The sequence below is a fragment of the Archangium violaceum Cb vi76 genome (assembly GCF_000733295.1).
Classification (GTDB): domain Bacteria; phylum Myxococcota; class Myxococcia; order Myxococcales; family Myxococcaceae; genus Archangium; species Archangium violaceum.
Genome location: NZ_JPMI01000223.1, coordinates 1 through 26,287, shown reverse-complemented (window position 1 = coordinate 26,287; position 26,287 = coordinate 1). Strand labels below are relative to the sequence as shown.

The following is a 26,287-nucleotide window of genomic DNA, read 5'->3' as shown; positions in this document are numbered from 1 at the left end:
ATGAGAAGTATCCTTTCGGCAGCCCACGCTTCGCGCTCGTCCAGCACGACATGAGCCTGCTGAAAAATCCGGCCGAAAAAGATCCCAGCAATTGGCAGACGCGAGACATCCAGTTCTACACGCTGTATATGCACCTGGACTGTCAGCCTTCCGAGATGACGGACGTCCCCTGGCTGCAGAGCTTCCTGCCCTTCATGTCTTCGGGCACGCCCCTGACCGGTGTGCTCGCCCGGGTCAACATCGCGGAGGATGGCACGGGAGACCAGAAGGGACTCAACTCCCGCACCGCGCCTACGGAAGGCAACAACGGGAAGTGGCTCAAGGGTGACGTCGTCACCGTTCTCCCCAAGGGAACCATCGTCGAACGGTGCGCTGGCAGACGGGGCAACTACCAAGAGGTGAATGTCCCTTCGAAGAATCTCACCTCCGTCTGGGTCTATGACACAGGAAACCGTCTGGTGGACATCCCCACCTTCACCGAGCAGGTCCATGCGCTCCGGGCCGGGGGATGCGCCAGGCTCGACTACCCCATCGAGTCCGGAGAGATCCTGGGGCACGCGGGCCTCATCAAGCCCGCGCGTCTCTCGGAACTCACCTTCCTGAACACGTACGGCATCCACCTCGAGCTCTTCGCCTCATCCAACTTCATCGCCTCCGACGACATGCCCTCCTGGCATCTGGTGCAGGACGACACGGACGATGACGTGTTGTGCGAGTATGACACCCTGTTGAAGAAGATCAGCCCCACGGGCCGGATCGCCACGTTCCTGCAGCGCCTGGGATGGGACAGTTCCGGCTTCGTCGATTTCGACGATGTGCGCTCGTACTTTCACTCGCTTTCACATTCAGACCGCAAGCTCCTGCGCAACAGCATCACCCGAAACACGTCTTTCTGGTCCATCGACTGGAAGACGATGGCCTCCAGCAATCAGGCCTGGGTCGACGAATTCGACTTCGGATCCGAGGCGCAGGAGAGCGCCAACCGGTACTCCTGGTGGCGCGAGTGCGAGTCCAAGGGAGTCCCCCTCCCCGCACGGACCGAGGGAAAGGCGCTCCTCTACCACTACCATCCCCTCGCCGCGATGGAATACATCGATGCACACCTGCCGGCGCCTCCCATCTTCTTCGTCAAGCGCACCAACAAGGAGTACGTGGTCATCGGACCCGCTGACATCAACATCCCGAGCCAGGAGCGTGTCTGGGTGTATGAGATTGGCAAGCCGGACTGGCTGCTGGGCCGTGGACAGACGCTCCAGAACTGTGAAGGCATCGGAAACATGGGGGAGACGGATCTATACGAAGCACTGATCTCCCCGGCGACGGCCCCCGGCATCCCCACCCTGAGCGCTAGCGAGAAACGCATCTGGGCCGCGATCTGGCACAGCGAAGGGGCCCTGGAGGCCCTCAACACCTACGACTCCGCGTTCCTGTCTTTCGGCCCCATGCAGCAGACGGTGGGAAAGCCCAACGCCAAGGGGGAGTTGCAAGGGGCGCTGCATTACGTCAAGACCCACGCCCCCGAGTTGTTCCAGAAGTACTTCGGCCAGTACAAGTTGGATGTCACCGAGGTAGACGATAATCCGGGGGAACTGGTCTATGGACACGTCAAGCTCGATGGCAGGGTCCTCAAGTCCGCCGCGGAGAAACAGGTCCTGCGCGACTTCATCTGGGCCTACCGCTGCGTGAAGGCGATGGAGGACACGGAGTTCCGCCGCCACTTCCTCACCCACGGGTTCAACCGGATCAACATCGTCAAGGGGCTCACCGCGAATTTTGGCGGTACGCCCGTGAAGCTCTCCGACGTCTACAAGATGGAACTGTCCCTCTCCCTCCTGCTCGATGTCCACATCAACCTGCCGGGCGCGGCCAAAACCATCTGGGTGAAAGCCGTCAAGAACGCCCTGGGGCTGGCGAACAACACCACCCTGAACACCTCGAGCATCACCGAGGACGACGAGTATGAGATGATCAAGGAGATCATCAGCCTGCGCAACGACAGCAACATGTGGGATCCGGAAGCGCGTGCCGCCTTCATCGTTCTGTGCGCCGAGGATCTGGACGACGCCCTCGCCCAGAAGATTGGCTACGACAACGTCAACGACATCAAGGCGAAGACGGGCAGTCATTCCGCATCCAGGTACATGCACGACTTTCTCAAGCACTCCCGCTGAGTTCATCCCAGCGGAGAAAGATGGAAGGCTCACCCGCATATGAGAGCGAAGATGATCCAATCCTGGCAACGGATGGGGCGCCTGACGTGCGCACTCCTGATTCTGGCCTGCAAGCCCGAGTCATCCCAGTTCTCCCCGGTGGCGGCCCAGGATGCTGGCCCCTCCCCAACCCAGACCGATGCAGGCGCCGTCACCTCCTCGCGCCCGACGGATGCCGGCAGCCCGGCCACGGAGGCTTCCGGACAGTCCCTCCCTGGGGCCGCCGTCCGCCCACTGCAGCGAGTCCCGGCCCTGAAGCCGCGCACCGTTGCCAGCGAAGAAGCCTTCATCCGGGCTCATGCCCAGGATGAAGGATGGGATACCAGCGCACAGAACCTGAAATCCTACTGGCATCCCTCCTCACGCGCCGAAGACGAGGGTCTGGGGCGCTTCATCCTGGGCCAACTGTCCAACCCTGACGAACCCCGCGGCGGCAAGCAGGGATGGATGCTGCTGCGCGAACAGGGTGGAAAGCTGGCGGTCTACGGTCCGCTCATCACCCAGCAACCCTGGACCCCCGATTACATGCACAAGGTGAAACCCGTGCGGATGACACTGAGGGCCCTGGAGGGTTACCCGGGCAAACTGCTGTGGCTCCAGATGCTGGACAAAGTCACCACCCCTCTGGATCCACAGGGAGAAAAGCTCGAATCCAAGACAAGGCTCCTTGATTACGGGTTCCTCGTGGATGCGCGGGGAGGCTTCACGCCCATCGCCTTTCAGCTTCCAGAGAAGGTGACCCAGGAACTCAATGATGAAACGACGGCCGAGACCACGCTGGCCGTGAGCTTCATCGCGGCGGACCGCATGGTCATCGCCGCCGGTCCTGAAGGAGCCAACACCGAGCAGCAGGCCTGGATCGGCGAACACCGCATTGGAGAGTAGGTCAAGCCATGTCCCAATCGAAGACCCAGTCCTCCGAAAAGAAGACCGTCAAGGAGACACGCAAGAAGCTGAGTACCAAGGGAGTGCAGACCCGGACGGGCTCCACCCTGAAGATCATCATCAAGAAGCGGCCGTTCCTCTTCTCGAGTTGATGCTCACACGGGAAGACCCGCGCTCACTGAGCGAGGTCCGGAAAGGAGACCTTGCAGGTGCCCGCGGGAATGTCCTCGAGGCGGACCCTGCCGTTGCCATCGAGCTTTCCCTCGCGCACGGAAGCGTCCGGGAGTTCGATGCGATAGCGCGCGTGGGCCATCGGTCTGGGTGGGTTGTCCTCGCTCAAGAGTTCCACCTCCACCCAGCTCGTCTCAAGCTCGTCGGCTGTGGACGGGGGTGGCGCGCCTCTGTCCCCCTTCGTGGCGGGTAGAACGCCGTGAACGAAGCGAGGCGGGGGACGCCGGAGGGCGACGAGGGTTCCACTTTCAATCGCCCTCGAGACAGACGCGGCAACCGCATCCATCTGCGCCGCATTCACCAGGAAGGGCGTGCTACCCGTCAGCTCTTCGTGGAGGGACAGCAGGGTGCTCCACTCCGAGCGGTTACGAAGGGCATGCCGCAGGCAATCGAGGACTGAAAAACGAGGCACGACGAAGGCCTCATCCTCCGGCCGGGCGTCCCATGCTCGGATGATGACGATCTCCTCGGTTCCGCGCCGGAAACGCCATGTCCTCTGCATCACCCCTCCTCGCCTGAGCGCCCCCCTCAAGGCGGCGCCTCGAGGATAGCGAGGGGAACGAGCGAGCAGCAAGGCAGTCGCTGGAAAGCCGAAGGGGCGACCCGGTCCGAGCGGATCGCCCCTCGATGGCCGCCCGGGTCACGGGCGGAGCACGAACCATGGACTCAGGCGCCGCGAGACACGGGCTCGGGGCGCTGCTGGCCGGTGCCGTTGGACAGCGTGTCCCCGCCCTGCAGCCGGGTGCGCAGGTCACCGCGCAGCTCGGCACCGGGCTTGGGCGCCATCAGCAGGCCGAGGCCCGCGCCCACCAGCATGCCCACGGAGAAGGCGCCCAGCGCGGGCAACAGCCAGTCCGTGGGGTCCTTCTTCGTCTCGAGGCCGATCAGCTCGAGCAGATCGTCCCTGTCCATCTTCTTCAGATCCTTGAGATCCTTGGCGCTGAACATCTCGGGCACTCCATGTGCGGCGGGTGGGAAGGCCAGTCAATCACACCTGGGAACCCTGGGGGCGATCCGAACCACCGGCATTGCCGGTCCCGGCCATGCGGGCGCCCGTCTCGACGCCCCGCAGCGCCGCCTCGGCCATGCCGATGAGCTCGTCCTTGACCATGGGCAGCGCCGCCAGGCGCACGCCCAGCCGCAGCAGCCGTCCCGTGGTGCGCGTGAAGAGCCCACCGCCGAGCACGTAGCCCACACCCAGGGCCGCGGCCATCATCAGGTATGGATTGCGATCCACGCGGCCCTTGATGTCCAACGTGTCCTGCAGATCCGTCACCGCGCCGCGCGCGTCGTCCCACAGCTGCTGCGCGTCCGAGCCGATCCGGTCCACCCGATGGCCGAAGCCGTCCTGCCCCTCATTGCCCTGCGCCTGGGTGCCGTTGGAGGACGGGCCACCATTGCCCGGGTTGCTCTGGAAGGTCGTCATGTTGGAACTCCGATGCGTCGAGAAAACGGTGACGGGCTCAGCGGCGCGAGGCGATCCGCCCGATGATGAAGCCCACGGCCACGGCGCCCAGCAGGCAGGTGCCCGGGTTGGCGCGGATGAAGCTCACCGCGCGCGTGTTCATGTCCTCCAGGTTGCGCCGTGCCTCGTCGAGCTGCGGCAGGAGGTTCTCCTGGAGCTGGCGGGCCTTGTCCTGCAGCTGCTGCGAATTGACGTCCATGGGAACCGTCTCCTCTCGGGTGTTGAAGGGTGGTTGCGAAGATGGGGCGTCTCAGCGCCTTTGGCTATTGCCGATGAGGAAACCGACGAAAAAAGCCGCCCCCACGCACGTGTAGGGCCGCTCGAGCACCCACTGACGCCAGTCCGTGCGCCGCGCCACCTCCTGGCGCAGCTCGCCCACGGACAGGGCCAGCTCGGCGCGGGTGCGCTCGATCTCCGCGCGGATCTGCTCGGACGTCTGGGGCACGACGCGTGCCTTGCCGTCAGCGGCCATGGTTGGCCTCCTGGGGAAGGGTCGCGGGCTGGACCGCCGGAGCCGGGGTCTGCGCGAGCGCCGTCACACTGCGGTTGAGCTCCTGGGAGGTATCGTCCATGAGCTGCAAGGACTTGAGCCGCGAGGCGGCGCGCGCGATGCCCACGCCTCCGCCCACGAGGTTGACGGCGCCCACCAGCGCGAGCGAGCCGTCCCAGCCGATCCACCGGGCCAGGAAGGCGGACAGCGCCGCGCACAGGAAGGCGTAGCCCACCAGCACGAAGGGCACGAAGGCGGCGATGCGCGCCACATTCGAGCCCATGACGCGCGCGTCCTCCATCATCTCCACGCGCGCCAGCGTGAGGTGCTGCGTCACCAGTCTGCTGAAACCATCCGTCAAGCGCCCGAGGAGCACGCTCAATCCGCGCTCCGTTTGTTCGGTGCCCAAGCCCATCTGCTCCCCAGCCGTCGCTCTCATTCGGAGGTCCCAACGTAGGATCCTCCCTTTCTCCGCGACAACCCTGTCACGAAGGAATCTGTCCGGCGTTCGTCAGCGTCGGCCATCCAACGGACCGGAGGCCCCAGGCTAGCCGATGAGCTCCACCGGTGCCGAGAGGGGGGGCCGGGCTTCCATGGGCGCCTCGAAGCGCATCACCAGGGGAAGATGATCCGAGGCCACCGCCGAGAGCGGAGTGCGGTGGGCCTGGAGGGACAACGGCTTCACGCCCGAGTCCACGTAGATGCGATCCAACCGGAGCATCGGCAGGCGGGAGTGGTAGGTGCGCACCCGGGTGCCCAGCTCCAGGGCCACGTCGTGGATGGCCTGGCGCACCAGCCCGGGCACCGCGCCGGGGCCCCAATAGTTGAAGTCTCCACACACGACGACCGGATCATTCCGCACGGCGTCGCCGAGGATGTCGGCGGACAGCAGCAGGGCCTCCTGGCGGCGGCGCTCGCTCATGCTCAGGCCCAGGTGCAGGCAGAAGACGTGGAGCTGCCGGCCCTTGCCCAGGTCCAGGTCACAGCGCAGGGCGCCCCGGGGCTCGCGGCGGGGCACGCTCAGGTCATAGTTCTTCGACTTGAGGATGGGCAGCCGCGAGAGGATGGCGTTGCCATAGCGGCGCCCATTGCGGACCACGTTGGGCCCGAAGGCCATGTGCAGCCCGAGCAGGTCCGCCAGGTGCTCGGGCTGATCCTCGCGGGGTGTCACGCCCCGGTAGTCCCCCACTTCCTGCAGGGCGATGACGTCCGCGTTCACCTCGCGCAACACGTCCCCCACGCGGTTCAGATCGAACCGGCCATCCGTCCCGATGCCACTGTGGATGTTATAGGAGACGAGCGTGAGCTCCACGGGTGGCCTGCTCCCGGGCGACTAGCCCTGCACGAGCCGGATGCGCTGCGCGGCGAGACGGGCCGCTTCCATGGGCAGCGACAGCAGCCGCCCCGTGGCCCGGGTGGCGTCCTGGATGCCCGACTGGAGGGCGCGGAACTGACGCAGGGCCTCGTCGAGCACGTCCCGCAGCGCCGCGCGCGACATCACCGTGGGCTCCTCGGCCACCGGCAGCGCGCCGATGGGCTGGCCCCGGTGGGTGGCGGTGGGCTTCACCGGCGCGTTGGCCGACAACCCCGCCAGCGCCTCGAGCTGCGCGTTCATGGCGCGTACCTGGAACATCTCCTCCGTTTCCGCATGGCTGCGGCCGTAGTGGATCTCCTTGTCGGATCGGCGCTCCACCGCGTGCCGCGCGGACAAGGCCTGCTTGTCCCGGCGGCGCACCCCACGGGCCGGAGTCGACGTCTTGGGTGCGTTGAAGTGCTCGAAACGAAAGTTGCGCGGCATCCGATTATCTCCCCCTCAGAAACAGAAAACGGATGACGCGCAAGCTAGGAAGCCATGCGAGCGGAGGGAACTTCGAAGCTCACCATGGGCCCGCCCGTCCGCCTGCTCCTCGAAGAGCGGAGCATGCGCCCTCCCTCCCTCCGGCAAGCGGCGCTGACAGCCACACGTCGGACATTTGGGGGGTTGGCGCTGTCGGCATTCGTTGACGCCTCCCCCTCCCGCACGCATATCTCGCGACCGTGCACATCGCCCCGCTCAGAAGGCTTCCGTTCCTCCTGCTGGCCCTCGGCCTGTCCGCTCTCGCCGCCGAGGAGCGTCCCCTTCTCTCCCTTCAGCCCGCCCTGGCCCGTCCGGGGGACCCGGTGCTCGTCACCGTGCGTGGCCTCACCCAGGTTCCCACCGGGACACTCGGAGAGCGCCCCCTGCGCTTCTATCCGACGCGCGAGGGCTTCCAGGCCCTCACCGGTCTTCCGGTGGAGCTGACCCCGGGCCCGGTGCCGGTGAAGGTGGCGGTGCCCGCCCAGGGTCTCGTCGCGCCCATGGAGCTCACGGGCACGCTGGACGTGGTGGCCGCGGGCTGGCCCTCGCGCACGCTGAAGGTGGCCAGGAAGTTCACCGTGAAGAAGCCCGCGCCGGAGGTGCAGGCGCGCATGGAGGCGGACAAGGCCGCCTTCGCCGCCGCCTTCGCGCAGGCCTTCGCCGCGCCCGTCTTCAAGGACAACTTCGCCTGGCCGCGCCAGGACAAAATCACCGCGCCCTATGGAGATCTGCGCACCTACAACGGCAAGAAGCAGAGCCAGCACTACGGCACGGACATCCGCGGTGCCACGGGCACGCCCGTGTACGCGGCCAACGCGGGCACGGTGGTGATGTCGCGCGATGCGTACGCCTCGGGCAACACGGTGCTCGTGCACCACGGCGCGGGCCTCTACACGGCCTACTTCCACCTGTCCGCCATGGACGTGAAGGACGGCGAGCGCGTGGAGCGCGGCCAGCTGCTCGGCAAGGTGGGCGCCACCGGCCGCGTCACCGGCCCCCACCTCCACTGGGGCGTGAAGGTGGATGACATGTGGGTGGACGGCGAGACGCTGCTCAAGCTCGACTTCACCGGCGAGCCCGCCCCCGCCGTCACCCAGCGCGACAAGGAGTAGCCGTCAGCGGGTAGCCGTCAGCGGGTAGCCGTCAGCGATCGTTCCACTTCGGGGGCCGCTTCTCCATGAAGGCGGAGATCCCCTCGGCGGCGTCCTCGGCCAGCACGTTGAGGGACAGCTGCGAGGACAGGTACTCCATCGCGGCGGGCAGGGGCATGTCCTCGGCGGTGAAGAAGGCGCGGCGCCCGAGCGCCAACACCGCCTGGCTCTTGCCCGCCAGCTTCCCCACGAGCCCCTCCACCACCGCGTCCAGCCCCGCCGCGGGCACCACCCGGTTGAGCAGCCCCAGCGCGAGCGCGTCACGCGCTGGCACCCGCTCGCCCGTCAGCACCATCTCCAGCGCCCGCTTGCGGCCCACGTGCCGCTGCAGCAGCGCCATCATCATCATGGGGAAGAGCCCCACGTCGATCTCCGGCGTGCCCAGCTCGGCGTGCTCGGCGGCCACGGCCAGATCACACGCGAGCACCAGTCCCAGCCCGCCCGCGAGCGCGTGTCCGTTGACGCGCGCCACCGTGGGCTTGCGCACGTCCTGGAGCCGCAGCAGCAACCGGCCATAGGCACGGCGGCCCTCGTGGGTGGCGAGAAAACCTCCCTCCCCCCCCACTCTGCCCGAGGTCTCCCCCGGCGCAGAACACCTTCTCGCCAGCGCCGGTGAGCACCACCACGCGCACGGCGGCATCCGCCTCGGCGCGGTCCAGCGCGGCCATCAACTCCCGCAACACCTCGGGCGAGAGCGCGTTGCGCGCCTTCGGCCGATCAAGGGTCAGGAGCGCTTGCCCGCCTTGGGCCTGGTACCGGACGACACCTTCTCCTGCTTCCATGCTGCCTCCGCGGACGTGGCGGCGCCGGGGATGACGCCGCGAAGGAAGGACTCGGCGATCTGCAGCTTGGCGCGCTCCAGCGCCTCGGGGCTGCGGTCCTCCATCAAGCCGGACACGAAGGCGGTGAGGCCCAGCTCGATGGCGCCGAAGAGCAGGGAGGCGCACAGCATGGGATCCAGGTCCGCGCGCAGCTCTCCAGTGGCCTGGGCGCGCGCGAACATGTCCGCGGCCATGCGGATGGTGTCCAGATAGGCCTGCTGCCGGCTGACGACCTGGGTACCCGCGGGGCTGCGGGCCACCTCGAGGATGAGCACCTTCACCGCGCGCGGGTCCACCCGGTAGGCCTCGAAGGCCACGTCCGCGATGCCGCGCACCTTCTGCTCGAGCGAGTTGCCCTCGTCCTCGGCCACCGCGCGCATCCGCGAGACGAAACCGCTCCACCCCGTCTCGACGACGGTCTCCAGCAGCTCGTCCTTGTTCTTGAAGTAGTGGTAGACGAGCCCGTAGGCCACGCCCGCCTCTCGCGCCACGTCCGCGATGCGGCACCCGTGGTAGCCCTTGCGCGCGAACACGTCGATCGCCGCGCGCAGGATGGTGCGGCGTCGCTCACTCTCCCGGTTCCCTGCCGCCTCCGACTTGCTCTGCCGCTGACTCACGCGGTGTCTCTCCCCGGCCGGTTGATTCGCCAATCAGCCGGGGAGGACGCTACGGATGCAGGGGCCCGGGGTCAATGCCCTTGCCGGGCCGCCTACTGAATGGTGCCCTCGACGGTGGGCGAGTTCACGACGACCACGTGACCCTGCTCCGGCGAGGCGGTGAAGGCGCACGGCGCGGTCACCGAGTAGGCGATGGGCCGGGGGTAGTCCGGCGCCGGGGGGTTGGCGGCGGGATCGCGCACGTCCTTCACCGCGTAGGACATGAGCGTGACGGGCGGGTAGGTGAAGGCCTGGCCCTTGAGGAAGGTGGTCACCTCCACCGGGCCCACCGAGCCGTTCTCGCAGCCATCCGCCTCGCCGTTGCGGGCGATGCTGTTGAACCAGGGATCCGCCAGCAGGAACGAGGCGACGTACGCGTCGAACTTCAGCATGTTGCGGACGTTCCGGGGCGGGGTGCCGGTCGGCGCCGGCACCAGCTGGCGCACGACGGCCTTGGGGTTGCGCGAGGTGATGCCCCGGTCCAGGTCATGCGGCCAGCCCGTCCAGATGATGCGCTCCTGGACCCAGATGAGCGTGATGGGATCGTACTTGCCGTTCTTGCCGTCCCACTTGCCATTGCCGTTGGCGTCGACGTAGCGCTCCTTGGCATCCCACGTGCCGTTGTCGTTGTTGTCGACGAAGGGCTCGGTCAGGTCGACGTAGGGCTCCTCCGCGTCGCGCACGCCGTTGTTGTTGAGGTCGTCGAAGGCCTCCTCGCCCGTGGTGACGGCGATCATGCTGACCAGGTTGTCGCGGGGGTTGTTCTCCTTGCCCGGACGGATGGGATCCGGCCGGCGCGGCTCCTGGAGGGTGGGCTCCGCGAGGTAGCCGGTGATGGGATCGTCCTGCCACGTGAACGGGTGCATCCACAGCGGCGCGATGTACTCGCCGGTGTGGGTCTCGTCGTTGAGCGGGGTCCACGAGAAGGTGCCCGGGGTCACGTCGTCGGGCATCGGCAGCGAGGTCTTGTAGATGACCTGGGCATTGCCCACCACGTCGGTGACGCTGGTGGCGCTGGGGCCGATGGTGCCGGCCTCGGTGAGGAAGGACACCTGCGCCCCGGCGATACCGTCACCGTTGCGGTCGGCCACGTGGGCGATGCAGTTCACCTTCACGCCCGCGATGAGGTGCCGCGTCTCGTCGTAGGCGCCAATGGAGTGAATACCACCGGAGCCATTGCCGGCGATGGAGCCGCACTGGAACGTGAACTGGCGGGAGTTGGAAGCGGAGCCCGCGAAGGTGACCGCGGGACTGGTCACCGACAGGTCCTCCACCCGGGCGATCACCACCACGGAGGACACGCGTCCGCCCTTGGCCACCACCTGGGTGGAGGCGATGCCGCTGCCGACGTCGGTGGTGGACTCCGGGGGATTGATTTCGACCCCCGAGACGGGCGCCTGCGTCTCGAAGACGATCCGCACACCCGGTTGTGGCTGACCACGAGAGTCGATCGCGCGGAAGCGCAGCGTGGTGATCTCCCCCAGCTTGGGCTGAAGGGGCGATTGATCCACGAACTCCAGCGTGGCCGGGAGTGAGGGCTGGCATGCCGCGAGCATCCCACTCGCGATCGCCATGCAGACGACGAGACCCAGACGCATCTGAGAAGACTCCTTAGAAGAGGACTTCCATCTTCCCGGTCTCAGATGCGTCCAGTCAAGGACAGCGGCCTTTTCAGGGCTGCCTGGGTCAGGCCGCGGAGCCGTTGAACATGGCCCGGGCCACGCCCAGCAGGCGGTCGACATCCCGGGCGGTCAGGCCCCTCGCGCGAGCGAAGTCCGACAACGGCCGCAACAAATCCTCCGTCTGCGCCGGCGTCTCCTCCGTTCCCGCGAAGAGTTCGCCCAGGCTCACGCCCAGGGCCAAGGCCAGGGCGGCAAGGGTTTCCACATGCGCAACGCGCTCTCCCCGCTCAATCATCGAGAGGAAGGAAACGCTGATTTGCGCCCGCTCCGCGAGTTCCTCCTGCGTCCAACGCTCCGGGCGCTGGGTGCGAAGTTCACGAATACGCTGTCCGATACGTTTGCCGAGTTCCGACACGAAAGACCTCGTCCTCCTCAGGGGGAAATCCAGTCAAGGAGTGAAGAACCACGCACACGCGGCCGGGATTCCTGCCTCCCGGTTCCGAACGTCCCCACGCTCCGTAACCATGCGGTTCACTCCAAAGCCCGGACACGCCCGCCCCCTTATCGAATCCCGCCGTCCCTATGAAAATAGGAGGAAGAACTCGCCGCGAGCTTGTGGCGGTGTGTAACGAACTCGTATCGCATCCCGAGTCCAAAGCCGAGCCCCACGTTCATACCCGCGGTGCGTCATCGGCCGTGCGGCCGTTGAGGGCGCGTGGGAGCAGGCGCTTCAGGCAAAAATTTCAGACTGGGGAGCTGGTATCCGAGCCCACGCACGCCTGCTCAGTGAAAGCCCTTATGGGAGCTCAGCGGCTGGAGGGGCTCTGGAACTCGATGGAGACCTCGTTGCCGTTCTGGCGCGTCTCGAACTGCACCTGCTCCTTGAGCTTGATGGCGACACGAACCGTGCGAGAGGGACCCGGGTCCGCGTCCACCGAGACCACCGCCGTGTCGAAGAAGGAGGTGTTCAGCGAGCGGGTGTTGTTGGACTCGGAGATGCGGGTGTTCTCCAGCTCCAGCACCACTTCCTTGTTCCCCTCGGTGACGTTGTAGCTGACGGGCTCGTTGGTGCGCACGAAGACGCGCGAGCCCGAGGGGGCGGGCCTGAAACCCACCAGCGTCATGACCTTGCTGCGCGAGGAGACGTCCGCGCTGTCTCCCTGCGCGGGCGCCTGGCGAGGCCGCTCCGCCTGGGCGACGCGGGCCTGGCGCGCCTCGGCCTGCTGACGCCGGCGCTCCTCGGCGGCGGCACGGGCCTCCTCGAGCTTCGCCTCCCGCTCCTCGGCGGCCTGCTGCTTCTTCGCCTCGGCGGCGGCGCGGGCCTCGTCCTGCTGGCGCTTCTTCTCCGCGGCCGCGGCCTGGGCCTCCGACTCACGGCGAGCCTTCTCCTCGGCGGCCTGCTGCTTCTTCGCCTCGGCGGCGGCGCGAGCCTCGTCCTGCTGGCGCTTCTTCTCCGCGGCCGCGGCGGCCTCCTTCGCCGCCCGCTCCTCCTGGAGACGCCGCTGCTCGGCCTGTTGGGCCTGCTGGGCCGCCACCTTCGCGGCCTCCTCCTGCGCCTTGCGATCGGCCTCCGCCCGGGCCTGGGCCTGCCGCTGGGCCTCGGCCTCCGCCTGGGCCGCCGCCGCGGCCTGGGCCGCCGCCTTCTCCTGCTGCTGGCGCTCCGCCTGGGCCGCCGCGGTGGACTGGGCCGCCGCCTTCTCCTGCTGCTGGCGGTCCTGCGCCGCCGCGGTGGACTGGGCCGCCGCATTCTCTTGCTGCTGGCGGTCCGTCCGCGCCGCCACGGCCGCCTGCTCCGCGGTGGTACCGGGCGTCGTCGCCGGAGCCGTTCCCGCTGGAGCCGTCGCGCCAGGCCGCTCCGCCACGGCCGTGCCTCCACTGCCCGCGATGGTCACCACCAACGTGTTGCCGGAGGCCTGGATGTCCGTCTCCACCTCCCGCTCGTAGCCGATGAGCACCCGGGCGATCGACGACTCGTCCGAGCCGTAGCTGGCCGTGCGGATACCGGTGATGGTGCCATTGCCCACGGCGATCTCCTCCTTCACACCGGAGAAGACGGCCTCGGAGATGTCGATGACGAGGCGGGGCGGATCCGTCATGGTGAAGGTGGTGAAGTTGGGCTTCTTCGTGCCCACGATCTCCACCCGGCCGCCCGTCACGTTGACGCCCGTGATGGTGTTGAGATTGCCCGGGGCCTGCCCTTCCTGCGCCAGGGCCAGGGTGGGCACCATCACACAGGCAAGCACCACAACCAGGATGGCCTTCATCGGCGACTTCCCTTCGAACGGACGCATTGCGTCTCGAAGCTAGCACGCGGTGCCAGGGCTCCAATTTTCCAGCAATCCCGCCACGAGCGTGTGGTTCGTGCTCTAAAAATGGCCATCCGGCCGCGTACTTCCAGCCTGGAACGTCCACACCCCGGAATTCGGTTCACCGGGTCGGTTGGTGGCACTGGTAGACGTCTACTAGCGATGTAGGCAAATGTATGCCTTCGCTGATAGACGTCTACCAGTGAAGCCATCGGAAGACAGCCCCTCTCCTAGCCGGACCGCGCTCAGCGCAACCGGGGCAGCGCCGGCTTGCGGGTGCGGTGGGTGCGCGAGTACTCGATGAGGTTCTTGATGTCGTAGCAGATCTGCCGGATGTCGTGCCCCATCGTCAGCTCGATGTGGCTGTTGCCCTTCACCGGCCGCCACAGCAGGTATTCGCTCTGGGCCGCGTGGTACACGCTCCGGGTGGACTCCACCGAGGCCAGCGGATCCATGTCCCCGAAGATGATGGCCATGGGGATGTGGATCTTCGAGAAGCCCCGCTTGAAGTCGAAGCCGGTGCGGTAGCAGACCATCTCCCCGCGGCGGATCCACCTGGCGAACTGCTCCACCACCTTGCGAGGCTCGCGCTCCCCGCCCTCGCGCAGCAGCCAGCGCACGTCCTTGGAGCTGACGCGGGCGGGATTGCTCAACCGGTTGATGCGGGTGGTGAGGCGGTTGAAGACGGGATGGTCCTCGGCCCGGGCGAGCTGCTTCTCCGCGAACTTCAGCCAGTCATCCACCGGGATGTAGTGGAAGCTGCGTTGTTGGGGCCCGTCCTTGGGCTCGAACCACCGGGCCAGCTTCTCGTTGACGGCGGAGGCCCCGCGCGCGAGCAGCATCCGCCCGGTGTGCCCGACACGCTCCTCCAGGTTGAGGCCGGCGATCCCCATGTCGATGGCCGCGCCCAGCAACGGAGTGCCCAGGGCCAGCACGCGCAGCGCCGCGATGCCCCGGCCCAGGTCCGCTGGAGAGCCAATGGTGATGAGGCCCTCGAAGTCGTCGTGGATGCCGGCGTAGCCGTACCCGAGCATCCCGCCCATGGAGTGGCCGCAGTAGAAGATGCGCTCGCGCCGGGTGATGCGCTTGACCCCCGACACGGCCGCCGGCAGGTCATAGAGGAAGTAGCTGTCGATGTCCCAGCCGTAGTCCAGGTCCTGCGGCAGCGGGCGGCGGAAGCGCGCGGCGCGCTCCTTCTGGAACTCGATGGAGCTCTTGCCGTGCCCGCGCAGCTCCAGGATGTGGATGTCCACCCCGAAGAAGAGCAGGTTCTTCACGAACTGGCCGCTCGTCCACGCGTGCCGGTTCTGTGAGAAACCGTGCACCAACAGCAGGGGCTCACCGAACAGGGGCTGCGCGAAGGGCTGCTTGACGGGGCGATAGCGGGTGATGACGAGAGACCAGCCATCGGCCGTCTCCACCACGTACTTCGTCTTCTGATACAGCGACCGGAAGTCGAGCTCATCGACCGTCGGTGTATGGGGACCCGTTGGAGTCGCCGCTCTCCAATCCGGCAAGCGCATGCCTTGAATCTACGAACTGTGATGCAACGCGCCAAGGTTTCCGCCGAGCCTGGCGCGTACGGAACCCACCAGGAACAGTGAACCGGTGCACAGGATGACGTCCGCCGGAGCGGCGCGAGCGCGTGCGCCTGCCAGGGCCGCGTCCAGCGATGGCCAGGCGCACACGTCCGCACACAATGCACGAGCCTCGTCGAGGTAGCGCTCCGGGGCCAGCGAGCGAGGGGTATCGAGCGGCGTGAGATGGACCGACGTACAGCTTGGCAGGAGTGCACGCAGCATCGGGCCGCGGTCCTTGTCGGCCACGACGCCGAATACGCAATGTACCTTACGGCCCGGGTACAAGGAGCGCAGGCCCGCGAGCAGCACTTGCACTCCGGCGGGGTTGTGAGCGCCATCCAGCAGCACGGGGGGCGAGCCGCCCAGCTCTTCCAGGCGTCCGGGCCAGCGAGCCCCGGCGAGTCCCGCCCGCAGGGCCTCCGGGGAGACGGAGACACCGCGCGAGGCGAGCTGCTCCAGGCAGGCGAGTGCCACCGCGGCGTTCTGCCGCTGATGCTCGCCTCGGAGGCCCAGGGTGAAGCCCTCGAGCGAGAGGCCCGGTCCCTCGTAGGCGAGGCGGCCGTCCGGACGCGGCTCCAAGGAGAAGTCACGGCCCTCGAGCAGCAGGGGCGCCCCCACCTCCCCTGCCCTGCGCTCGATGGCGGCGAGGGCCTCGGGTTCCTGGCGGCTCACCACCACGGGCACACCCGGCTTGAGGATGCCGGCCTTCTCCCCGGCGATGGCCTCCAGGGTGTTGCCCAGGTACTCCATGTGATCGAAGGACACCGCGGTGATGGCGGTGACGAGTGGCTGGCACGCGCTCGTGGCATCCAGCCGCCCGCCGAGGCCCACCTCCACCACCGCCACGTCCACGGCCTCGCGGGCGAAGTGCCAGAAGGCCACCACGGTGCCGAACTCGAAGTACGTGAGCGAGGTGGCCGCGTCCGGGTGCCGCTCGAGCACCTCGAGGATCCGCTGGCCGAACACCTCGTCGGAGATCTCCTCCCCGTTCACGCGGATGCGCTCGTTGACGCGCACCAGGTGGGGCGAGGTGTAGAGCCCCACCCGGTGGCCCGCGGCGTGGAGCACGGCGGAGGAGAAGGCGCAGGTGCTGCCCTTGCCATTGGTGCCCGCGACGTGGAGCGCGGGGTAGTGGCGCTCGGGGTGGCCGAGCGCCTCCAGGGCATCCTGGACGCGCTCGAGGCCGAGCTTGATGCTGGAGGGGCTGAGCCGGGAGAAGAACTCCAGGGCCTCCGCCGGCGTCCGGGGCAGCGTCATGTCTCGCGGGGACTAGCCGAGCAGTGTGACGAGCTGGCCCAGCTTCGCGCGCAGCTCCTTGCGATGCACGATGGCGTCGATCATCCCGTGCTCGACGAGGAACTCGGAGCGCTGGAAGCCCTCGGGGAGCTTCTGGCGGATGGTCTGCTCGATCACGCGCGGGCCGGCGAAACCGATGAGGGCCTTGGGCTCGGCGAGGATGATGTCGCCCAGCCACGAGAAGGAGGCCGCCACGCCGCCGGTGGTGGGGTGGAGCAGCACGGAGATGTAGGGCTTGCCCACGTTGCGGAAGCGGGCGATGGCCGCGCTCGTCTTGGCCATCTGCATGAGGGAGAAGATGCCCTCCTGCATGCGCGCGCCGCCCGAGGCGGAGAACACGATGGCCGGGCACTTCAGCTCATGGGCGCGCTCGAAGATGCGGGTGACCTTCTCGCCCACCACCGAGCCCATGGAGCCGCCCATGAACTCGAAGACGAAGCAGCCGATGGACACCGGCTTGCCCTCGATGCGGCCCACACCGGAGATGAAGGCGTCGTTCTCGCCGAGCGCCTTGCGGGTGGAGCGCAGCCGGTCCTTGTACTTCTTCGAGTCGGAGAACCCGAGCGGATCCTGCGGCTCCAGCTCCTTGTCGAACTCCTCGAAGCTGTCGGGGTCCAACAGGGACGCCAGGCGGGCGCGCGCCGTCCAGGGAAGGTGGTGCTCGCAGTGGGGGCAGACGTTGAGGTTCTTCTCCAGCTCCTGCCGGTAGATGATCTCGTCGCAGCTCTCGCACTTGGCCCAGAGCCCCTGCATGCGGCTGGGGGCTTCGATGGGCTCGGGGGCGGTGGCGATACGGGGCTTCTTGGAGAACCAGGCCATGGATGGGCGGTTAATCCCACTGCCCGGGGCCCGTCAAGCCTCAGAACTCGAAGGTATCCCCCAGCTCGAGGACCTCCACCGGCATGGTCCCCAGCTCCTTCTTCAACTGGGCAAGGAAGGCCGGCTTGAGGTGGTAGACGAGCACGTTGCAGCCGTTGCGCTGGAACTTGGTCAGCTCGTCCTCGAGCATCTTCGGCGTGAGGTGACCGGAGACATCGGCCAGTTGATGCAGTGCGTTGGGGAAGCTCGTCTCCACCAGGAGCGCCTTGAGGGTGGGCGTCTGGTTGAGCACCTTCCACAGCTTGTCGGTGGGCCCGGTGTCCCCGCTCATGGCCATGGAGGTGCGGCCGCGGGTGATCACGAAGCCACAGGACTCCACCGGGTGGTGCACGGGGATGGACTGCACCGTGTACGGACCCACCTGGAAGGTGCTGCCGGCCCGGAAGGGCTTGATGCGCAGCACCGGCTCCTTGCGCGTGGGGATGCGCGTGAAGTCCGGCCAGAGCGCGTTGTTGAACATGTTCTCGCGCAGCGCACGGGCGCACTCGCGCGAGGCATGGATGGTGACCGGCTTGTCCCGCCGGCCGATGATCAGATCCGCCATCAGCGGCAGATCCTTCACATGGTCGAAGTGGCTGTGGCCGACGAGGATGTCGTCCACCTTGCAGAGCTGCTCCAGCGACAACGTGCTGGTGAGCGAGCCCGCGTCCAGCGCGAGCACGTCATCCACCAGGAAGCACGTGGTGCGGCACGAGGGAAGCTCACCGCCATGGCAGCCGAGGACCTGGAGCTTCACGCTAGAGCTCTCCGAACTTCCACTTCATCTCCAGGTATTGGAGGAAGTCGTGGACCCGGGCCGTGTCATACACGGTGAGTCTGTCACCGGAGCGATCCACCAGGCCGGCCCGCTCCAGACGGTCCAGCATGTTGCGGATGGCCGGCTCGCCCACGCCGATCTGCCGGGGCAGCTCGCGCACCACCAGCTCGATCTCCACGCCTTCCTCCGTGGGCCGTCCGCGCGTCTGGCACACCTGGAGGATGTGGTGCACCACCCGGCTGGCCGGGTCCGCGTGCAGCAGATTCTCGATCTGCGCGTCCGCCTCGGACAGCCGCTCCGCCAGCTTCTTGATCATCCGCACGGCGATCTCCGCGTTGCCGCGGATCATCCCCTCGAACGTCTTGGGATCGATCACCAGGAGCTTGGCGTCCTCGCTCACGCTGGCCGAGGCGTTGCGAGGCTTGTTGGAGATGATGGCCATCTCGCCGAAGAACTCGCCCGGACCGAGCACCGCCAGCACCTTCTCCACGTCCCGCACTCGCTTGGAGATGGCGATTCGTCCCGACTGAATGACGAACATCTCCTTGCCAGGCTCGCCCTCTCGAAAGAGGACGGTGCCCTTCGGGAATTCCTTGCCGAAACGTTGAAAGAGGGTTTCCTCGGCGCCCATCGCAGGGCGAGTTAAGCCGTCCCCATCGACAGGGTCAAATTCCGACCGGAAATTGATGCCTTGTGGACCTGGGGTGTCGTCCAGGCGCCCACCCGCCTGGGTGCCCAGGGGAGAGCCGCCGTCCAGGACGACGCGAATGTGACACCCGGGGTGCTTCCGGCCGAGACAAGCAGAGGGAGAAGCCGATAGAAGGCCCGGCCGTGGGAACGACCTACAAGCAGGCGGGAGTGGACATCGAGGCGGGCGATGCGTTCGTCGAGCGCATCAAGCCCTATGCGGCGCGGACGATGCGGCCCGAGGTGGTGGCCGGGGTGGGAGGTTTCGGGGGACTGTTCGCCCTGCCACCCGGGAAGTACCGCGAGCCGGTGCTGGTGGCGGGGACGGACGGGGTGGGCACCAAGCTGAAGGTGGCCTTCCAGGCGGGCCGGCATGGCACGGTGGGAATCGACCTGGTGGCCATGTCGGTGAACGACATCCTCACCTGTGGGGCCGAGCCGCTCTTCTTCCTGGACTACTTCGCCACGGGCCGGCTGGAGGTGGACGCCGCGGCCGAGGTGGTGAAGGGGATTGCCCAGGGGTGTGAGCAGGCGGGGTGCGCGCTGCTGGGCGGGGAGACGGCGGAGATGCCGGGCTTCTACGCGCGGGGCGAGTACGACCTGGCCGGCTTCTGCGTGGGCGTGGTGGAGCGCTCGGAGATCATCGACGGAAAGAGCGTGGCGCCGGGCGACGCGCTCATCGGGCTCCCCTCCTCCGGCCTGCACTCCAACGGCTACTCGCTGGCGCGCAAGGTGCTGCTGGAGGACGCGAAGCTGAAGCTGGACGCGGTGCCCGAGGGCCTGGATCGGCCGCTGGCGGACGCGCTGCTGGAGCCCACGCGCATCTACGTGAAGGACGCGCTGGCGCTGGCGAAGGCGGTGAAGGTGAAGGGCTTCGCGCACATCACGGGCAGCGGGATTCCGGGCAACCTGCCGCGGTGCCTGCCGGACGGGACGCGGGCGGTGCTGGACGAGAAGACGTGGAAGCGGCCGGCCATCTTCGAGCTCATCCAGAAGCTGGGAGGAGTCGAGCGCAAGGAGATGTACGACACCTTCAACATGGGCCTGGGGCTCATCGCGGTGGTGGCGAAGGAGGACGTGCCGGCGGCGCTGGCGCTGCTGAAGGGGCGCGGGGTGGAGGCGGCGGAGGTGGGCCGGGTGGAGGCGGGCCAGGGCGAGGCCACGGCGGTCATCGAGGCATGAGCGGCCGGACGAAGCTGGGCGTGCTGGTGTCGGGCAGTGGGAGCAACCTGCAGGCCCTGCTCGACGCGTGCGCGAAGCCGGACTTCCCGGCCGAGGTGGCGCTGGTGGTGTCCAACGTGCCCACGGCCTTCGCGCTGGAGCGTGCGAAGAAGGCCGGGGTGCCGGCGGTGGTGTTGGAGCACAAGGCCTTCGGCGCGCGGGCGGACTTCGAGAAGGCGCTGGTGGAGAAGCTGGTGTCGGCGGGCGTGGAGTGGGTGTGCCTGGCGGGCTTCATGCGGCTGCTGGGCGTGGACTTCCTGGGGCACTTCGCGGGGCGGGTGCTGAACATCCACCCCTCGCTGCTGCCGGCCTTCACCGGGCTGCATGCCCAGCGGCAGGCGCTGGAGCGCGGGGTGAAGGTGGCCGGGTGCACGGTGCACTTCGTGGACCCGGGCATGGACACGGGCCCCATCATCGCGCAGGCGGCGGTGCCGGTGCTGCCGGGAGACGACGAGGCGGCGCTCACGGCGCGCATCCTGAAGGAGGAGCACCGGCTGTACCCGCTGGTGGTGAAGCTGGTGACCACGGGCGCGGTGCGGCTGGAGGGCGGACGCGTGGTGACGTCGGCGGGCCCGGCGGTGGGCGAGCTGAGCCTGCGCAACCCCGGGGAGCCGGGATGACGCGCGAGGAGCGGCTGGCGGCGCTGCGCGAGGCGCCGGTGGTGCTGGTGAGCGCGTGCCTGCTGGGCGAGGCGTGCCGGTACGACGGCAAGTCGAAGGGCTCGAGCCCGGTGATGCGGGCGCTGGAGGGCAAGGAAGTCGTCCCCGTGTGTCCGGAGACGGGCGCGGGCCTGGGCATTCCGCGGCCGGCGGTGGAGCTCAAGGGCGGTGCGGGGGCGGAGGTGCTGGCGGGCCGGGCCCGGGCGGCGGAGGTGGAGTCGGGGAAGGACCGGACGGAGGCCTTCCGCCTGGGCGCGGAGCTGGCGCTGGCGGCGGCGCGGCGCTTCGGGGTGCGCGTGGCGGTACTCAAGGAGCGCAGCCCCTCGTGCGGCACCCAGGGCACCCACGTGGATGGCGCGGTGGTGCGGGGCCAGGGCGTCACGGCCGCCCTGCTCTCCCAGGCCGGGCTCATCGTGGTGAGCGACGAGGAGCTGTGACGCCAGGTCTCTGACGCGGTGCGCCGGTGTGTCGGACGCAACAACCGTGCGGCTCTTCTCGATAACCAGGAAAACGGTTTTCGTCGGAGACCCCCATGTCGCTCAAGTCGATTGGCAACACGCCTCGCCCCCAGGTCCGCACGGAGCCGTCGCAGGCCCAGACGCTTCGCTCGCCCGCCACCGCGCCCGCGGCCCCCGCCAACCAGGTGCTGGTGAGCCGCTTCGACAAGACGGCCGCGCAGCAGGGAGCGCGCCTGTCCCAGGCAGCGGATGGCACGAGTGCCGTGCGCTCCTTCCAGCAGCGCGCCGTGGAGGCCCGTGCCGCCACCACCAGCACGCAGGCGGACGGCGGCAAGGCGGTGAAGGACTTCCTCTCCCGCCTCAACCCGGGCGACGACAACATCGCCATCTTCGACTCCTTCGGTCCGGGCACCACCCACGGCGACGACGTGGAGCACGTCGTGGATGAGAACAGCGAGTACTCGGACGATGACATCCGCACGGTGGGCGTGGGCTCCAGCTCGGCCCCCGCCGGCGCCTCCCTGGACGAGCGCATCGAGCAGCGCACCTCCAGCTTCCTCGACAGCACCTCGGACGCCATGCAGGGCGTCCTGGACAACCCGGACGACATCACCGTCATCAATCAGTCCCAGAGCATCAGCCCGGTGCGCATCGCCGACGAGATGTGGAGTGACGTGCGCAACGATCCGGAGGCCAAGGCCGAGCTCGCCCAGGAGCTGGGGCTGGAGGAAGGCGCCTCCGATACGGAGATCCTCCAGGCGCTCGTGGACCGCGTGGACGGCGTCTTCGAGAACAGCCCGGAGATCGCCGCCTCCAAGAAGCGCTACGACAAGCTGTCCGGGGAGCTGGAGGACGCGGGCATCCTGCACGTGGTGACGGCCGGCAACACCGGAGACTTCCTCGACACCCTGGATGAGATGGGCGTCGAGTACGACGGGGACTTCGCCAACTCGGTGCTCTTCAACGAGCACACCATCGTGGTGGCCGCCTCCACCGGGGGCAAGCGGGACCAGATCGCGGACTTCTCCACGCCGAGCGACTTCGTCACCGTGGCGATCGACGGCACGAACATCGAGGTCGCGGGGGGAGATACGGCCAACGGCACGTCCTTCGCCGCGCCCCAGGTGACGGCGCTCATCGCCGAGATGCGCCGCATCAACCCCGAGCTCACCAACGACGAGGTCCGCGACATCCTCGCCAAGGCCGCCACGGACACCTCGGCCACCTCTCAGGAGGAGGGCCACGGCATCCTGGATCCGGACAAGGCGCTGACGCTGGCGCGCCTCTCGCTCCTGAAGGACCTGCCCGTCATGCGCGCGGTGTAGGCACCGCCCGCCTGCCCTCCGGCCATCCGCACGGCCCGTCCATCCCGCTTGACGGAAGGGCCGCCATCGCCCAGGAACCAGGGGGAAGCCATGGCCACCATCCTGGGACATACCGTCGAGCCGCCCGGCCCCTGCAACTACCTGCCGGAACAGAGTGCCTCACTCGAGCAACTGGTGATGCAGGACGTGACGGCCGAGGAGTACGAGCGGATGCTCGTGCGCGGGTGGCGCCGCTTCGGCCCGCTGTACTTCCGGCCGGCGTGCCAGGCATGCAACCGGTGCGTCTCCCTGCGCATCCCCACGGACGCCTTCCAGCCCAACCGCAGCCAGCGCCGGGCCCGGGCCGCGTGCGCCCACTTCCGCGTGGAGGTGGGCCCGCCTCGCGTGGACGAGACCCGGCTGGCGCTCTACCGCGCCTGGCACGCCGAGCGGGAACAGACGCGCGAGTGGGACGCCTCACCGCTCGGGATGCGCGACTACTTCCTCCAGTTCGCCTTCCCCCACCCCTCCGCGCGCGAGGTGGCCTACTACGACGACACCGCCGAGGGCGGACCCCGGCTGGTGGGCCTGGGCATCTGCGACGAGACGCCCAACGCCTGGAGCGCGGTGTACTTCTTCTTCGATCCGGCGTACGCGCGCTGTTCGCCGGGCTCCGCCAACGTGGTGTTCCAGGTGGAGCTGGCGCGGGCGCGCGGCATTTCCCACGTGTACCTCGGCTACCGTGTCCAGGAGTGCGCGTCCCTGCGTTACAAGGGCACGTTCCGCCCCCACGAGCTGCTCGAGGGCCGGCCCGAGCCAGAGGCGTCCCCGCGCTGGCTCGCCCCGGAGCCCTCCGGGGAGCCCCCGCCATAGCGGTGCTCCCGGCCCTTTTTGGACCCCTGGAGCGGGAAAGCGCTGCCGGGCCCACGGCAACGTGTGTAGTGTGCGCCCCGCAATGTCGACGCCAGTCGCCAGATCCAAGCCGCTCCCCTCCACCACGGCACCTTCCCGGCACGTCTATGACGTGATCGTCCTGGGCAGCCAGTTGGGTGGAGCGCTCGCCGCGGCACTGCTCGCCAGGCGGGGATACAGCGTGCTCCTGGTGGAGCATGATGGGACCGGGCCGGGCTACGAGCATGACGGCTTCGTGCTGCCCTACGCCCCCTTCATCGCCCCGGCCCTCAAGACGATGCCGGCGGTGGAGGAGGCCTTCACCGAGCTGTCGCTCACCGCGGCCCTCCAGCGCAACCTCCAGCCCCACTCGCCCGAGTTGCAGTTGGTGATGCCGCGCCATCGCGTGGACCTGCACACCGACGCCGCCCGCCGGCGCGCCGAGCTGGTGCGCGAGTTCGACGCCGACGGTGAGCGCATCCTCGCGGACTTCACCGCCACGGCCCTCCAGCACGAGCCCTCCGACGCCTTCCTGAAGGAAGGCCCGCCGCTGCCCCCGGACGGCATCCTGGAGTCCTGGAACCTCAAGAAGCGCGTGGGCCAGCACCCGGGGCTCCAGACGGAACCGCGGCTGGCGGGAGAGGACGAGCCCTCCAAGCTGCTGCGGGGCCTGCTGCCCTTCGTCGTCCACCTGGATCAACCCTCCACGCCCCTGGCGCGCACACGGCCCCTGTCCCAGGCCCTGCAGTCCCCCTGGCGCTACCCGGGCGGCCGCGCTGGCCTGCGCAAGCTGCTCTTCGAGCGGCTCGTGGATCTGGGCGGAGACCTGCTCAGCCCCGAGAACACGGACACCTACGTGGTGGAGGAGCTGCACTTCGAGGGAGGCCGCTTCTCCGCGATCAAGCTGCTGCGCTCGGACACGCTCTACCGGGCCTCGTGCCTGGTGTCCGCCACGGACGCGGGGGCACTGCGCCGGCTCATCACGGACCGCAAGAAGCACCGGGGCCTGAGCGAGCATCTGGACCTGTCCACCCTCAAGTCCTTCCTCTTCGCGGTGAACTGGGTGCTGCCCGAGGCGGCGCTGCCCCGCGGGATGGGCGACCTGTTGCTGATGGACACCCAGGACGCCGAGCTCGGCCCCCTGCTCGTCCAGCAGCACCCCGCCCGTACGCCAGAGGGCAAGGACGATCCCTCGCTGCGCGTCGTCTGCGCCGGAGGCTTCGTGCCCGCCAGCGTGCGAGACCTGGGCGAGGGCTACCTCCAGTCGCTGGCGATGCGCATCGACGCGCACCTGGACGCGCTGATGCCCTTCTCGAAGGACAAGCGCCTGCTGCGCTCGGCCCCCTACCTGGATGCCGGCGCGGTGCGGGGCAGCCGGCTCATGCCCCACCCGCACTACGTCTTCGACACGGAAGCGGTGCTGGGCGTCACGGGGTTGAAGCAGCACACACCCACGAAGAACCTGCTGCTGGCCGGGCGCGAGGTCCTCCCTGGCCTGGGGCTCGAGGGAGAGTTCCTGGCGGGAGCCCGGGCGGTGCGCCTGATCCAGGAGATGCTGAAGAAGAAGGCGGTCCTCAAACGCTGAGGCCCGATCAGACTGGATTTTCCGGTGGTTTGTAGATAGGTTCCGCCGCTCTCTTAGGGCGGGCTCTCATTTCGTCCCTGTTTTCAAGGAGTTGGCAGTCATGGCCTGGAAGTGTGACATCTGCGGGAAGCGGCCGCTCGTGGGCAACAACGTCAGCCACGCGAACAACAAGACGAAGAAGCGGACCCTCCCGAATCTGCAGAAGATCCGGGCGTCCGTCGAAGGGCGCACGGAGCGCGTGCTGGCCTGCACCCGCTGCATCAAGGCGGGCAAGGTGACGAAGGCCGCCTGAGGCAGCCCGTCGTGAGCTCGCGGGTGGGAAGATCGCGTTCGAAGAAGACCGCGCTTCCGCCCAGCGAGCGGCAGCACCCCCGGTCGGAAGATCTGGACCTCGTCTCCACGGAGGAGATCGTCCGCCGGTTGCATGAAGAAGACGTAGCCGCCGTCCGTGCGGTCCGTCCCGCGCTCGCGGAAGTCGCGAGAGTGGCACGAATCGCAGCGGATGCATTGCGGGCGGGCGGCCGCCTGCTCTACGTGGGCGCGGGCACCAGTGGACGCCTCGGGGTGCTCGACGCGAGCGAGTGCCCGCCCACGTTCGGAGCCTCCCCTTCCCAGGTGCAAGCGGTGATCGCCGGTGGACGCCGGGCGATGACGCGCGCGGTGGAGGGCGCGGAGGATGACGTCGAGGCCGGGGCCGCGTCGATGGTCCGGCTGCGCGTGGGTCCCCGGGACGTGGTGTGTGGCATCTCCGCGAGTGCCCGGACGCCCTTCGTGCTGGGCGCACTGGACGAGGCCCGGCGGCGGAAAGCGCGCACGGTGCTGGTGTGCTGCAACCAGCCAGGCCCGAAGGCGAAGGCGGACCACGTGCTGCTGGCCGAGACGGGGCCGGAACTGGTGGCGGGTAGCACGAGGCTGAAGGCGGGCACGGCGACGAAACTGATCCTGAACGCGCTCACCACGACGGCCTTCGTGACGCTGGGGAAGGTGTACCGGGGACGGATGGTGGACGTGCGGCCCACGAACGAGAAGCTTCGGGCACGGGCGGCGCGGATGGTGGCGGAGCTGACGGACCTGGAGCCAGCGGCGGCGAAGCGATTGCTGGAGCAGGCCGGCCACGAGGTGAAGGTGGCGTTGGCGATGCACTTCACGGGGCTGACCGCGAAGGAAGCGAAACGCCGCCTGAAGCAAACCACCCTGCGAAACCTGGTCGATTCCTGATCCAACCAACCCAACCACCCCCACCAACCCCACCAACTTCCACACCCCCCAACAACCCCTCTCCCCCCGGGAGAGGGA

At 68.2% G+C, this 26,287-nt stretch carries 31 protein-coding genes; 12 read left to right on the top strand and 19 right to left on the bottom strand.

Translation table 11 applies throughout. The annotated features are described in order from the left end of the window. The 3 genes from Q664_RS30000 to Q664_RS59400 all read left to right on the top strand — a co-directional run. Positions 1 to 2,171, top strand: a 2,171-nt coding sequence (locus Q664_RS30000) for a hypothetical protein (protein WP_043403454.1), incomplete at its 5' end; no start/stop codon positions are given. A 51-nt stretch (positions 2,172 to 2,222) separates the two neighbouring features. Next, complete coding sequence (locus tag Q664_RS29995; RefSeq protein ID WP_043403453.1) at positions 2,223 to 3,095, top strand: hypothetical protein; 873 nt, start codon at positions 2,223 to 2,225, stop codon at positions 3,093 to 3,095. An 8-nt stretch (positions 3,096 to 3,103) separates the two neighbouring features. Continuing rightward, complete coding sequence (locus tag Q664_RS59400) at positions 3,104 to 3,247, top strand: hypothetical protein (protein ID WP_160174527.1); 144 nt, start codon at positions 3,104 to 3,106, stop codon at positions 3,245 to 3,247. Between the two features lie 23 nt (positions 3,248 to 3,270). Here Q664_RS59400 and Q664_RS52845 read toward each other — a convergent pair whose 3' ends face one another. The 8 genes from Q664_RS52845 to Q664_RS29955 all read right to left on the bottom strand — a co-directional run bounded on the left by Q664_RS52845 (position 3,271) and on the right by Q664_RS29955 (position 7,079). Continuing rightward, positions 3,271 to 3,828 carry a hypothetical protein gene (locus tag Q664_RS52845; protein WP_052518846.1) on the bottom strand — a complete coding sequence of 186 codons (558 nt, stop codon included), beginning with the start codon at positions 3,826 to 3,828 and terminating at the stop codon, positions 3,271 to 3,273. A 164-nt stretch (positions 3,829 to 3,992) separates the two neighbouring features. Further along, complete coding sequence (locus Q664_RS29985) at positions 3,993 to 4,274, bottom strand: YtxH domain-containing protein (protein WP_043403452.1); 282 nt, start codon at positions 4,272 to 4,274, stop codon at positions 3,993 to 3,995. 40 nt (positions 4,275 to 4,314) lie between these two features. Then, positions 4,315 to 4,752 (bottom strand): hypothetical protein, encoded by a 438-nt coding sequence (locus Q664_RS29980; protein WP_043403451.1) that lies wholly within the window; start codon positions 4,750 to 4,752, stop codon positions 4,315 to 4,317. Positions 4,753 to 4,789: 37 nt separating this feature from the next. Continuing rightward, entirely contained in the window at positions 4,790 to 4,990 is a 201-nt protein-coding gene (locus tag Q664_RS29975; RefSeq protein ID WP_043403450.1) for a hypothetical protein, read from the bottom strand. Between the two features lie 51 nt (positions 4,991 to 5,041). Beyond that, entirely contained in the window at positions 5,042 to 5,263 is a 222-nt protein-coding gene (locus tag Q664_RS29970; protein ID WP_043403449.1) for a DUF3618 domain-containing protein, read from the bottom strand. Then, entirely contained in the window at positions 5,253 to 5,696 is a 444-nt protein-coding gene (locus Q664_RS29965) for a phage holin family protein (protein ID WP_043403448.1), read from the bottom strand. Before Q664_RS29965 ends, Q664_RS29970 begins: the two co-directional genes overlap by 11 nt. Positions 5,697 to 5,828: 132 nt before the next feature. Beyond that, positions 5,829 to 6,593, bottom strand: a complete 765-nt coding sequence (locus Q664_RS29960; protein ID WP_043403447.1) for an endonuclease/exonuclease/phosphatase family protein — start codon at positions 6,591 to 6,593, stop codon at positions 5,829 to 5,831. Positions 6,594 to 6,614: 21 nt separating this feature from the next. Continuing rightward, positions 6,615 to 7,079 carry a hypothetical protein gene (locus tag Q664_RS29955; RefSeq protein ID WP_043403446.1) on the bottom strand — a complete coding sequence of 155 codons (465 nt, stop codon included), beginning with the start codon at positions 7,077 to 7,079 and terminating at the stop codon, positions 6,615 to 6,617. Positions 7,080 to 7,318: 239 nt separating this feature from the next. Between Q664_RS29955 and Q664_RS29950 the strand changes: the two genes are divergently transcribed. Next, positions 7,319 to 8,230 (top strand): M23 family metallopeptidase, encoded by a 912-nt coding sequence (locus Q664_RS29950; protein ID WP_043403445.1) that lies wholly within the window; start codon positions 7,319 to 7,321, stop codon positions 8,228 to 8,230. A gap of 31 nt (positions 8,231 to 8,261) precedes the next feature. Here the strand turns inward: Q664_RS29950 and Q664_RS29945 are convergent, their stop codons facing one another. The 11 genes from Q664_RS29945 to Q664_RS29900 form a co-directional block, all read right to left on the bottom strand. Further along, positions 8,262 to 8,777 (bottom strand): enoyl-CoA hydratase-related protein, encoded by a 516-nt coding sequence (locus tag Q664_RS29945; RefSeq protein WP_268811421.1) that lies wholly within the window; start codon positions 8,775 to 8,777, stop codon positions 8,262 to 8,264. Continuing rightward, positions 8,683 to 9,051: an enoyl-CoA hydratase/isomerase family protein gene (locus tag Q664_RS62310; RefSeq protein ID WP_268811420.1), complete on the bottom strand. Its 369-nt coding sequence runs from the start codon at positions 9,049 to 9,051 to the stop codon at positions 8,683 to 8,685. The genes Q664_RS29945 and Q664_RS62310 overlap by 95 nt, the downstream gene beginning before the upstream one ends. Then, positions 8,994 to 9,707, bottom strand: coding sequence for a TetR/AcrR family transcriptional regulator (locus tag Q664_RS29940; protein WP_043403444.1), 714 nt, complete (start codon positions 9,705 to 9,707; stop codon positions 8,994 to 8,996). The genes Q664_RS62310 and Q664_RS29940 overlap by 58 nt, the downstream gene beginning before the upstream one ends. 92 nt (positions 9,708 to 9,799) lie before the next feature. Continuing rightward, entirely contained in the window at positions 9,800 to 11,344 is a 1,545-nt protein-coding gene (locus Q664_RS29935) for an Ig-like domain-containing protein (protein ID WP_052518845.1), read from the bottom strand. An 88-nt stretch (positions 11,345 to 11,432) separates the two neighbouring features. Next, on the bottom strand, positions 11,433 to 11,783 hold the full coding sequence (locus tag Q664_RS29930) for a helix-turn-helix domain-containing protein (protein WP_043403443.1): 351 nt from the start codon (positions 11,781 to 11,783) through the stop codon (positions 11,433 to 11,435). Positions 11,784 to 12,174: 391 nt separating this feature from the next. Further along, positions 12,175 to 13,659: an AMIN domain-containing protein gene (locus tag Q664_RS62305; protein ID WP_268811419.1), complete on the bottom strand. Its 1,485-nt coding sequence runs from the start codon at positions 13,657 to 13,659 to the stop codon at positions 12,175 to 12,177. Between the two features lie 260 nt (positions 13,660 to 13,919). Continuing rightward, positions 13,920 to 15,197, bottom strand: coding sequence for an alpha/beta fold hydrolase (locus Q664_RS29920; protein WP_043403441.1), 1,278 nt, complete (start codon positions 15,195 to 15,197; stop codon positions 13,920 to 13,922). A gap of 9 nt (positions 15,198 to 15,206) precedes the next feature. After that, positions 15,207 to 16,511, bottom strand: coding sequence for a bifunctional folylpolyglutamate synthase/dihydrofolate synthase (locus Q664_RS29915; RefSeq protein WP_052518844.1), 1,305 nt, complete (start codon positions 16,509 to 16,511; stop codon positions 15,207 to 15,209). A 12-nt stretch (positions 16,512 to 16,523) separates the two neighbouring features. Beyond that, a complete protein-coding gene (accD, locus tag Q664_RS29910; protein WP_043403439.1) occupies positions 16,524 to 17,369 on the bottom strand; it encodes an acetyl-CoA carboxylase, carboxyltransferase subunit beta in 846 nt (281 codons plus the stop codon). 40 nt (positions 17,370 to 17,409) lie between these two features. Next, positions 17,410 to 18,165, bottom strand: a complete 756-nt coding sequence (locus Q664_RS29905) for an MBL fold metallo-hydrolase (protein ID WP_043403438.1) — start codon at positions 18,163 to 18,165, stop codon at positions 17,410 to 17,412. A 1-nt stretch (position 18,166) separates the two neighbouring features. Further along, positions 18,167 to 18,817, bottom strand: a complete 651-nt coding sequence (locus tag Q664_RS29900; RefSeq protein WP_043403437.1) for a Crp/Fnr family transcriptional regulator — start codon at positions 18,815 to 18,817, stop codon at positions 18,167 to 18,169. A gap of 200 nt (positions 18,818 to 19,017) precedes the next feature. Between Q664_RS29900 and purM the strand changes: the two genes are divergently transcribed. The 8 genes from purM to murQ all read left to right on the top strand — a co-directional run bounded on the left by purM (position 19,018) and on the right by murQ (position 26,209). Further along, the gene (purM, locus tag Q664_RS29895; protein ID WP_043403436.1) at positions 19,018 to 20,055 is read left to right on the top strand and encodes a phosphoribosylformylglycinamidine cyclo-ligase; all 1,038 of its coding nucleotides are present in this window, start codon (positions 19,018 to 19,020) and stop codon (positions 20,053 to 20,055) included. Continuing rightward, positions 20,052 to 20,714, top strand: a complete 663-nt coding sequence (gene purN, locus Q664_RS29890) for a phosphoribosylglycinamide formyltransferase (RefSeq protein WP_043403435.1) — start codon at positions 20,052 to 20,054, stop codon at positions 20,712 to 20,714. Before purM ends, purN begins: the two co-directional genes overlap by 4 nt. Continuing rightward, entirely contained in the window at positions 20,711 to 21,190 is a 480-nt protein-coding gene (locus Q664_RS29885) for a 2-thiouracil desulfurase family protein (RefSeq protein ID WP_043403433.1), read from the top strand. The genes purN and Q664_RS29885 overlap by 4 nt, the downstream gene beginning before the upstream one ends. Before the next feature lie 95 nt (positions 21,191 to 21,285). Next, positions 21,286 to 22,536 (top strand): S8 family serine peptidase, encoded by a 1,251-nt coding sequence (locus Q664_RS29880; RefSeq protein ID WP_043403432.1) that lies wholly within the window; start codon positions 21,286 to 21,288, stop codon positions 22,534 to 22,536. Between the two features lie 90 nt (positions 22,537 to 22,626). Next, positions 22,627 to 23,388, top strand: coding sequence for an aspartate/glutamate leucyltransferase (locus tag Q664_RS29875; protein WP_043403431.1), 762 nt, complete (start codon positions 22,627 to 22,629; stop codon positions 23,386 to 23,388). 82 nt (positions 23,389 to 23,470) lie between these two features. Beyond that, positions 23,471 to 24,991 carry an NAD(P)-binding protein gene (locus Q664_RS29870; RefSeq protein ID WP_043403430.1) on the top strand — a complete coding sequence of 507 codons (1,521 nt, stop codon included), beginning with the start codon at positions 23,471 to 23,473 and terminating at the stop codon, positions 24,989 to 24,991. 100 nt (positions 24,992 to 25,091) lie between these two features. Beyond that, positions 25,092 to 25,283, top strand: a complete 192-nt coding sequence (gene rpmB, locus Q664_RS29865) for a 50S ribosomal protein L28 (protein ID WP_043403428.1) — start codon at positions 25,092 to 25,094, stop codon at positions 25,281 to 25,283. Positions 25,284 to 25,294: 11 nt separating this feature from the next. Further along, complete coding sequence (gene murQ / locus Q664_RS29860; RefSeq protein ID WP_326938754.1) at positions 25,295 to 26,209, top strand: N-acetylmuramic acid 6-phosphate etherase; 915 nt, start codon at positions 25,295 to 25,297, stop codon at positions 26,207 to 26,209. Positions 26,210 to 26,287: the final 78 nt, after the last annotated feature.